This window comes from Terribium retamae (assembly GCF_022347545.1).
GTDB classification, from domain to species: domain Bacteria; phylum Pseudomonadota; class Alphaproteobacteria; order Rhizobiales; family Rhizobiaceae; genus Mesorhizobium; species Mesorhizobium retamae.
The window spans coordinates 1-7086 of the sequence record NZ_JAKREW010000090.1; the positions used below are offsets into that span (position 1 = coordinate 1).

Sequence of the window (7086 nt, forward strand, 5' to 3'; positions counted from 1 at the left end):
GGCCCACACCCCCGCCCCCGGGTGGGGGTCCTATGGCGGGCCCCCCCCCCCCCCCCCCCCGCCCCCCCCGCCCCCCCGCCGGGCCCCCCCCCCCCCGGTATATAAAAAACCCCCGCCGCGCGGGGGGCCCCGCCCCGCGGCATTTTGGATCATCACGATGATCACCGATCTTGCCCTCGCCCTGTTTGCAGCAGTTGCCGTCGCCACTTTGGCGGTGGTTGCCCTCCGTGACCAGCGCAGGCTGGCCGTACAGCGCCGGGGCCTTCTCGATGCCGCGGCCGATATTCTCGACAGCAGCCGGATCCGCCTGTCACGCGATGGATTTCCCATGCTCGACGGCAATCTCTCCGACGGCCGGCGGCTCCGCCTTGAACTCATCGCCGACACGCTCGTCTGCCGCAGGCTGCCGCAACTCTGGCTGAAGCTGACGCTCACCGAACATTCGCCCCAGAACCGACCCTCGATTGGCGCCCTATCGCGGCCGACCGGCGCCGAGTTCTATTCGCTCGTCCACGATCTGCCCGAATGGGGGCCGCCGCCGCAGTCCGAAACGTCCATCCTGATGCGCAGCGATGGTACGGCGACGGCGGCCGAAATTGATAGAAGCGGCTCGATCTTTTCGGCGCTGTTCCGCAATCCCGCCGTCAAGGAGGCCGTCATCACAGCCCGGGGCGTGCGTTTGATCCGCCAGGCTGCCGAGGGCGACCGCGGCGCGCACCTGTTGTTGCGCCAGGTGCGTTTTCCACTCGAGCAGATACCAGCCGATCTGATCCGCACGGCCATCGCCGAGGCTCGGTTGCTGTCGGAAGCGCTCCCCAACAGGGACGTCACAACAACCGAAATGAATAGATCGGAGCGCATGGGAGCGTGAGGATGACCAGGCACATCAACCCTTATGCCGTACTGGCTTTGGCGATCGTGCTGCCCGGCGCTGGCCATGTGGTCATCCGCGAGGCGCCACGCGGGCTGGTCTTCGCGTTCTTCGTGCTGTTCTTCTCCGTGCTCACTTATATGACCACGACACCGGACCAATCCTTCATCGGGCGTCACGCCGGCGGGCTTTTTGTCTGGGCGCTTTCCATTCCTGACGCCTATCGCCGGGCGCGCATGAGATATGCGGCAGCCGGTCGGATAGCAGCCCAAGGGACATCTGCCAGCCGATAGACCCTTACAGTTTTACGAGACAGGAAAACCCGCCGCGTCACCGCGGCGGGCTTTCTTGATATGGCCTGCATGGTTGCCCGCGCTGGCGCCAACTCGGACTGCCTTGGTTCACTCCGCTGCGACGGGCGAGGCCGTGCGCAGATATGATTCCAGGGAATCGTCGAGCGCATCCTTCCACGGCGTATGATGGGCCGGCGCCATCGTGCCGGTGATGACCGAGCGATAGGAATGGTTACGGAATTCCATGATGCCTTGCTTCTTGTGCTCCTTCCACTCGAAGAAGGCTTCGTTGGCGCCGTCCACATCGAAGCTGGGATAGTCGGTTTCCGCGATCAGTTCCTTGACGTAGTCGCCCTGATATTCGATCGCATCATGGGCATCCTTGCCGGCATCCTCGCGTGCTACGCGGTCCTCGACGTCGGCGATCATCTCCTGCTTGCTGGACGGCAGCTTGATGCGGCCGAGGATAACGTCACGCGTCCACCAAGCCTGCGCATCGAACATGTTGAACGTGAACCACTGGTCCTGCATGCCAATGTAGAACAGCTCCGGATTGTGGACGTAGGCGACGCCCTTGTAGAGATCGGCTGTTGCCAGTCGGTTGGCCGTCCTCAGGCGCAGGTCGTCGGGCAGGAACGGGAAGTGGTGCTTGTAACCGGTGCACAGGATGATCGCGTCGACGCGTTTGGTCGACCCGTCCTTGAAGGTGACCGTGTTGATGTCTACCTTCTCCAGAAGCGGTTTCTCTTCCCAATTGTCCGGCCATTTGAAGCCCATCGGTGCGGTGCGGTAGCAGTTGGTGATCGAATTGGCGCCGTATTTCCAGCACTGCGAGCCGATATCCTCGGCCGAATAGCTGGTACCCACGATTAGGATGTCCTTGCCGGCGAATTCACGGGCATCACGGAAATCGTGAGCGTGCAGGATGCGGCCGTTGAAGCGGTCGAAGCCGGGGAATTCGGGGACATTTGGCGTCGAGAAATGCCCCGAGGCGACGATGACGTTGTCGAATTCCTCGGAATAGCAATGATCTTTCGGCAGATCCTGCACGGTGACGGTGAATTTCCTGGTCTGTTCGTTCCAGGTGACCATACGCACGACCGTCTCGAAGCGGATCCATTTGCGAACCCCGGCCTTCTTCACCCGGCCTTCGATGTAGTCGAAGAGCACGGCGCGCGGCGGATAGGAGGCGATCTGCTTGCCGAAATGTTCCTCGAAAGAATAGTCGGCGAACTCAAGGCCCTCCTTGGGGCCGTTCGACCACAGATAGCGGTACATCGAACCGTGGACAGGCTCGCCATATTGGTCGAGGCCGGTGCGCCAGGTGTAGTTCCACAGACCACCCCAGTTGGCCTGCTTCTCGAAGCAGACAATTTCGGGGATGTCGGCGCCCTTCTCCGCAGCGGATTGAAATGCTCTTAGCTGTGCGAGGCCCGACGGGCCGGCTCCAATCACGGCGACGCGCGCTTTCATACGGAAACACCTCCCAGTTCATTTCCACAGCGAAAAAATTTTCACTGTGATGATAATAACGCGATTTCACCGCTGTCAATAAGCTTCATGTTGAACAACAGCGGTAAGCTTGCCCAGCCTGGCATTCGGGACCAAGACTGGACGAAAGGAGGAGACACGAAATCCCAAGGATCGCCTACACCGGTGAAAACCGACACTTGCGTGAAGGGACGAAACGGGTATTCTCTAGATTGAAATTATTTTACACACGGGCAAAATTTCGTGTGAGGTGGTCATGCAGCAAACAGCCTACCCCAGCGTGGTTGCCGGCCCGCCCCGGCCCAGCCTGATCTTCCGGCCCGGGCTGCTCCTGCCGGGTACGGAGCGCTATCATGTGCCGGGCGCCGGGGCCGTCGTCATCGACATCGAAGTCGGCGACAGGATTACCATCCGCGACGCGGAAGGCGGCCAGCCATGCGAATTGCTCGCCTTCGATCAATCGGGCCGCGCAGATCCCGGCATCATCGGCGCCAAGAGCAACAGCAACGCAGCCGGCCTCAAAGCCCTGCTGCTGGGCGGCGAGGACAGCCTGCGTGCCTTGCGCAATGGACTGGAACGCCGGAAGCTGCAGCTCGCCAATGCAGAAGCATTGCGCATCTTTTCCGGCACCACCCCGGCAGGCTCCGAGGAAAGCTTCACCGCCACGCGCGAGGGTTCGCTTGTCATCGCGGCTCCCGGCGGGCCGATGGCGGTCGACGGTCACGATACGGCCACGCCGCTGGTCGTGACGGTACGGCGTGCGGCGATCCGCGCCAAGAGAAGATCCGAGCTGCCCGATCCGCTTGCCGACCCGGTGCTTGATCTGAGGGTCAAGTCACGCACGGCGGAAGCCTATTTCGTCAAGGCCGGCGACTATATCCAGATCATCGATGTCGACGGCCGGCAATGCACCGACTTCCAGTGCTTCTCGGCCCGCAAGCTCGACAAGGGACGAGATCTGGCGCTCGACGTCACCGCCACCCGCTCCCTGATGGGTCATGCCTATCCGATGCCTGGCCTGCATGCGAAATACTTCGATCAGGATTTCGAACCGCTGGTCGAAGTCGTACAGGATACCTGTGGCCGGCATGATGCCTTCGCGCTGGCCTGCTACGCCAAGTATTACGACGACATCGGTTATCCGGGACACATCAACTGCTCTGAGAACTTCAACGGCGCACTGGCTCCGCACGGCGTGACGGCCCGCGGCGGCTGGATGGCGGTGAACTTCTTCTTCAATACAGGCATCGATGCGCATGGCGTCATGTTCTCGGACGAGCCATGGTCGCGGCCCGGCGACTATGTGCTTCTGCGTGCACTGACCGACATCGTCTGTGTGTCTTCTGCATGTCCCGACGACACCACGCCGGCCAATGGCTGGGACCTTACCGATATCCATGTCCGGACTTATTCCGGACAGCACAAATTCTCCCGCGCGATTGCCAGACGAGTGACCCCGGATGCAGAGCCAAAAATGACCCGCGAAACCGCCTTTCATTCCAGCTTCGCCAAGCACACCCGCAATTTCATCGAGTACAAGGGTTATTGGCTCGCCAATTCCTTCGCCAAGGAGGGACCGCTGCAGGAATACCGCGCCTGTCGCGAAAAGGCAGTGGTGATGGACCTTTCCGCTCTGCGCAAGTTCGAGGTGACCGGCCCGGATTCCGAAGCGCTGCTACAATACACGCTCACCCGCGACGTAAAGAAACTCGGCATCGGCCAGGTCGTCTACACCGCCATGTGTTATGAGCACGGCGGCATGATCGACGATGGCACCTTGCTGAGGCTCGGCAAGGACAATTTCCGCTGGATCGGCGGCGACGACTATTCCGGCCAATGGCTGCGCGAAAAGGCCGAGGAACTGGGCTTGAAAGTTCTGGTGCGTTCCTCGACCGATCAGATGCACAACATCGCCGTGCAGGGTCCGAAGAGTCGTGACATCCTGAAGGAGATCGTCTGGACGCCGCCGCATCAGCCGGCATTGGCGGAGGTGGAATGGTTCCGCTTCACCATCGGACGCATCGGCGATTCCCAGGGTGTGCCGATCGTGGTTTCGCGCACGGGCTACACGGGCGAGCTTGGCTATGAGATCTGGTGTCACCCGCGCGATGCCGAGAAGGTCTTCGACGCGGTCTGGGAAGCCGGCCAACCGCACGGGTTGGTGCCGATGGGCCTGGCTGCGCTCGACATGGTACGCATCGAGGCGGGCCTGATCTTCGCCGGCTATGAATTTTCTGACCAGACGGACCCGTTCGAGGCTGGCATCGCCTTCACGGTGCCGCTCAAATCGAAAACGGATGACTTCATCGGACGCGAGGCGCTGATCCGGCGCAAGGAGAACCCGATCCACAAGCTCGTCGGCCTGGAAATCGACAGCAATGTCGATGTCGGCCATGGCGACTGCGTCCACATTGGCAGGGCACAGATCGGCGTAGTCACGTCCTCAATGCGTTCGCCGATTCTTGGCAAGAACATTGCCTTGGCCAGGGTAGATGTCACGCATTCGGACGTTGGAACCGAAGTCGAGATCGGCAAGCTCGACGGCCACCAGAAACGCCTTCCTGCCCGAGTCGTCCCTTTCGCCCACTACGACCCGCAGAAGATCAGACCCCGTTCCTGAGGCCGTTACAGGCGGATCGTTTCACTCCCTGAGCGATCCGCCTTTTTCCTTTTCCGAAACCAGCACTTCACGATTTCCCGACCCGTAGATCATGGTCGAAAGGTGGATAATTTCTACCGAAACATGCCTTGCCTGCCTTTTCCTTATGTGCAAATATCTTTCCCATGATGCAAGGCGCGGTATTGTACAGATCGCTCCGAGCGTCGCGAAAGCTCACTCGAGACGATGAGGCAACCGTGCCGAAAGTTTTGTATGACCTTCACCAGGGGCACGCCCCGATCACTCTCCATCAGGCTTTCCAGGACGCCATGGATACGCTCGAGGGGGACGGCGACACGCAGGAGCCTGCGGTATTCGTCGAAGGCTGTGCAGTCCCGGTGAGCGCCGTCTTTGGCGCCATGCTGGAATGCACTGATCTGATGCCTTTTCGTATCCGTGAATCCGTCAACGTCGTACTCGCTGCAGCGCGCGAGGGCGCGTTGATCGACAGCGGCGACATATACGCGCGCGGCGCACGACTGATGCTCTCTTATTGCCGCCAGCGGTTCGGGCATATCCCCTCGCCCGGTTGTCTCGACGCTGGCGATCTCCCTCAGCTCGCATCGAATTGACAGGCAGCAAAGGACGTTCAATGAGCACGATCATCGACGGCAAGGCTGTCGCCGAAGAGTTGGTCGCTGGCATCAAGACGGCGACGCAGGATCTGGTGGCCAGAACCGGCATACAGCCAGGCATCGCAGTCGTCATCGTTGGTGAGGATCCTGCCAGTCAGGTCTATGTCGCCTCCAAGGGAAAGAAAGCCAAGGAATGCGGCTTTCATTCCATACAACACACGTTGCCTGACGACACGTCCGAGGAAGATCTCGTCGCACTGATCGAGCAGCTCAACGCCGACGACACCATTCACGGCATCCTGGTGCAATTGCCGTTGCCCAGGCAGATCGATGCCGGCCGCATCATCCAGGCCATCTCGCCTGACAAGGATGTCGACGGCTTCCATTTCGTCAATGTCGGCAAGCTCGGTGCCGGGGAATTGGAGACGGCCTTCGTGCCCTGCACACCGGCCGGCTCGATGCTACTGATCGAACGCACCCTTGGTCGTGACCTTTCCGGTCTCAATGCGGTCGTCGTCGGCCGCTCCAACATCGTCGGCAAGCCGATGGCCAACCTGCTTCTGGCTGCTAACGCAACCGTCACGGTCGCGCATTCGAAGACCAAGAATCTTCCCGAGCTTTGCCGCACCGCCGACATTCTCGTGGCCGCCGTCGGCCGGCCGGAAATGGTCAAGGGGGACTGGGTCAAGCCCGGCGCGGTCGTGATCGATGTCGGCATCAACCGCTTACCTGCCGCCGAAAACGGCAAGGCGCGGCTGGTGGGCGATGTCGCCTATGACGAGGCTTTGCCCGCTGCCGGTGCCATCACACCTGTGCCGGGCGGTGTCGGGCCAATGACGATCGCGCTTCTGATGTCGAATACGCTGGCATCTGCCGTCCGCGCCGCCGGTCAGAGAGCATAGCGAGACCGCCTGTGTGAGGCGCAGGATTTAGATTTGAGGCGCCGGCATCGGAATCGGGAAGCCGGAACGGACAAAGACAAGGGAGGAGAGCCCTCATGGCCGAGTACAAGAGTGACATTGAGATCGCGCGTGGCGCGAAGAAGCAGCCGATCCAGGCGATCGGCGAGAAGATCGGCATACCGAACGAGCATCTTTTGCCCTACGGCCATGACAAGGCGAAGGTCTCGGCCGAGTTCATCAAGTCGGTGAAGGGCAACAAGGACGGCAAGCTGATCCTGGTCACCGCCATCAATCC

The 7086-nt window shown here is 61.0% G+C and carries 7 protein-coding genes; 6 read left to right on the top strand and 1 reads right to left on the bottom strand.

Annotated elements, in window-relative coordinates:
• Positions 1–157 precede the first annotated feature (157 nt).
• Positions 158–871 (top strand): hypothetical protein, encoded by a 714-nt coding sequence (locus L4923_RS30315; RefSeq protein ID WP_239370811.1) that lies wholly within the window; start codon positions 158–160, stop codon positions 869–871.
• Positions 872–873: 2 nt separating this feature from the next.
• On the top strand, positions 874–1164 hold the full coding sequence (locus tag L4923_RS30320) for a hypothetical protein (protein WP_239370812.1): 291 nt from the start codon (positions 874–876) through the stop codon (positions 1162–1164).
• A gap of 108 nt (positions 1165–1272) precedes the next feature.
• Here the strand turns inward: L4923_RS30320 and L4923_RS30325 are convergent, their stop codons facing one another.
• On the bottom strand, positions 1273–2637 hold the full coding sequence (locus tag L4923_RS30325; protein WP_239370813.1) for an NAD(P)-binding domain-containing protein: 1365 nt from the start codon (positions 2635–2637) through the stop codon (positions 1273–1275).
• Between the two features lie 274 nt (positions 2638–2911).
• Between L4923_RS30325 and L4923_RS30330 the strand changes: the two genes are divergently transcribed.
• From L4923_RS30330 to L4923_RS30345, 4 genes are all read left to right on the top strand, one after another.
• Positions 2912–5275, top strand: coding sequence for a trimethylamine N-oxide demethylase (locus L4923_RS30330; protein WP_239370814.1), 2364 nt, complete (start codon positions 2912–2914; stop codon positions 5273–5275).
• Between the two features lie 236 nt (positions 5276–5511).
• Positions 5512–5886, top strand: coding sequence for a BRA0787 family protein (locus L4923_RS30335; RefSeq protein WP_239370815.1), 375 nt, complete (start codon positions 5512–5514; stop codon positions 5884–5886).
• 20 nt (positions 5887–5906) lie between these two features.
• Positions 5907–6791 (top strand): bifunctional methylenetetrahydrofolate dehydrogenase/methenyltetrahydrofolate cyclohydrolase FolD, encoded by an 885-nt coding sequence (folD, locus tag L4923_RS30340; protein ID WP_239370816.1) that lies wholly within the window; start codon positions 5907–5909, stop codon positions 6789–6791.
• A gap of 95 nt (positions 6792–6886) precedes the next feature.
• Positions 6887–7086: formate--tetrahydrofolate ligase (locus tag L4923_RS30345; protein ID WP_239366769.1), on the top strand; the 200-nt coding region annotated here is incomplete at its 3' end.

What these genes read in the sequence shown, in the direction of transcription:
- L4923_RS30315 (WP_239370811.1), top strand. Translation starts at nt 158, where the DNA reads ATGATCACCGATCTTGCCCTCGCCCTGTTTGCAGCAGTTGCCGTCGCC.
- L4923_RS30320 (WP_239370812.1), top strand. Translation starts at nt 874, where the DNA reads ATGACCAGGCACATCAACCCTTATGCCGTACTGGCTTTGGCGATCGTG.
- L4923_RS30325 (WP_239370813.1), bottom strand. Translation starts at nt 2,637, where the DNA reads ATGAAAGCGCGCGTCGCCGTGATTGGAGCCGGCCCGTCGGGCCTCGCA.
- L4923_RS30330 (WP_239370814.1), top strand. Translation starts at nt 2,912, where the DNA reads ATGCAGCAAACAGCCTACCCCAGCGTGGTTGCCGGCCCGCCCCGGCCC.
- folD (WP_239370816.1), top strand. Translation starts at nt 5,907, where the DNA reads ATGAGCACGATCATCGACGGCAAGGCTGTCGCCGAAGAGTTGGTCGCT.